We start from the raw sequence: 2,041 nt of genomic DNA, 5'->3' as shown, positions 1-2,041 counted from the left end.
GGTCGGCCGAAGAGACCGCTCATGATCGCGTGAAACACGTGCTCACGATCGCCTGAAATGGCTGCTCACAATCAGCGAAATGCGCATACGGTCTCGGCACGAATGCCGGCATCAAGCGCATCGCCGCCGCGGGCCCGGATGTCACCTACGAGGAACTGCTGCATGTGCGCCGACGCTTCATTCATGCCGGGGCGATGCGACAGGCCTGTGCACAGGTCGCGAACGCTACTCTTTCTATCCGCAACGCCGCCGTCTGGGGCGAAGCCGGCACGGCTTGCGCCTCCGATTCCAGGAAGTTCGGCGCCTGGGACCGGAACCTGATGACCGAATGGCACGCCCGTTACGGCGGCCGCGGCGTGATGATCTACTGGCATGTCGAAAAACAGTCGGTCTGCATCTATTCGCAGCTCAAGCGATGTTCCTCGTCGGAGGTCGCCTCGATGATCGAGGGTGTGCTGCGCCACTGCACCGACATGGAAATCCAACGCCAGTACGTCGACAGCCACGGCCAGAGCGCCGTTGGCTTTGCCTTCTGCCGGCTCTTGGGATTCGAGCTTGCTCCGCGACTGAAGGCGATCGCCCGCCAAAAGCTGGCTTTGCCCGCCGCCGGCATGCGCTCGGAGCTGCTCAACCTCGCGCCGATCCTGTCTGGGGTCGTCGATTGGGAGGAGATCGAGCGGCAATATGACGAGATGGTCAAATACACCGCGGCCATGCAGAGCCGGACGGCCGATCCCGAAGCGATCCTTCGGCGCTTCGCTCGGTCCGAGGTGATGCACCCGACCTACAAGGCGCTTGCCGAACTTGGCCGTGCGATCAAGACGATATTTCTGTGCCGATATTTGCGTTCCGAAGCCTTCCGGCGCGAGATCCACGAAGGGTTGAATGTCGTCGAGAACTGGAACAGCGCCAACTCTTTCGTCTTTTTCGGCCAGGACGGCGAGATCGCTACCAACCGGCTCGAGGATCAGGAGATCTCCGTGCTGGCGTTGCATCTCCTTCAGACGTCGCTGGTCTACGTGAACACACGGATGATGCAGTCGGTGCTGGCCGAGCCCACTTGGGCCGGAAGGATGAGCCAGGCGGACTATCGCGGCCTGAACCCACTGATCTACGGGCACACCAATCCCTATGGCCGCTTCGATCTCGACATGAACGATCGCATCGACTTCGAACGTCGGGCCGCTTGAACCGGAAGTCTCTAGCGGCGGCTTGCTGCCAGCAGTTTTGTGCCATCCGCGCGGAGCCGGCCTGTCGGATCAACGAAGCGGTAGAGCGTTTGCCGCGTCACGCCGAGTTCGTCGCAAAGGTCCGATACCTTCGTTTCCGGCTGCGCCATCGCCGCCTGGGCAAGCCGCAGCTTTGCCGGGGTCATCTTGTATGGCCGTCCGCCATTGCGGCCCCGAGCTCGCGCGGAGGCCAGGCCGGCCTTGGTCCGCTCCACGATCAGATCGCGCTCGAACTCGGCGAGCCCGGCGAAGATCGCAAACACCAGGCGGCCGTTTGCCGTCGTCGTGTCGATCGAGGCCCCCTGTCCGGTCAGGACCTTGAAGCCGACGCCTCGCGCCGTCAGGTCCGACACCGTATTGACGAGATGGCGGAGATTGCGACCGAGCCGATCCAGCTTCCAGACGACCAGCGTGTCGTCAGGTCGCAAGGCTTTCAGGCAGGCTTCCAGTCCTGGCCGATCGTCACGACGGCCAGACGCGCTGTCCGCGTAGAATCTGATCGGCCGCCACACGTGCCGCACTGAGAGCGTCACGCTGGAGATCATGGACCTGGCTTCCATCCGCCTTGGAGATGCGGACATACCCGATGAGAATTGTCACATAGACGCTCGTTTATGGAGCAAAATCGAACCGCAGGCTCAAACTTAGGCGAGCTTGTCATTAAACCCGTCATTCTGTCTATGTAAGGCAAAGGCTCTGCTTCAGCATTACGATACAAACCAACCTTGCCTATCCGGTTGATTCCCACACCCACTAGATCTAGTGTTGGGCATGGATGTCCTGGCCCGTGAAGACCTGCCGTTCCCGCAGTC

At 61.4% G+C, this 2,041-nt stretch carries 2 pseudogenes; one reads left to right on the top strand and one right to left on the bottom strand.

Annotation, left to right across the window (positions count from 1 at the left end):
• Positions 1–80 precede the first annotated feature (80 nt).
• Positions 81–1,190 (top strand): annotated as a pseudogene (locus VQ044_RS24885) (transposase); the annotation flags it as partial.
• Between the two features lie 11 nt (positions 1,191–1,201).
• On the opposite strand, the pseudogene VQ044_RS24880 reads toward VQ044_RS24885, so the two are convergent.
• Positions 1,202–1,823, bottom strand: a pseudogene (locus tag VQ044_RS24880) (recombinase family protein).
• Positions 1,824–2,041 lie beyond the last annotated feature (218 nt).

The sequence above is a fragment of the Aurantimonas sp. C2-5-R2 genome, assembly GCF_036549495.1.
GTDB lineage: Bacteria > Pseudomonadota > Alphaproteobacteria > Rhizobiales > Rhizobiaceae > Aurantimonas > Aurantimonas coralicida_A.
Note: the sequence above shows the minus strand (reverse complement) of the source record. Positions and strands in the feature narration are given on the sequence as shown.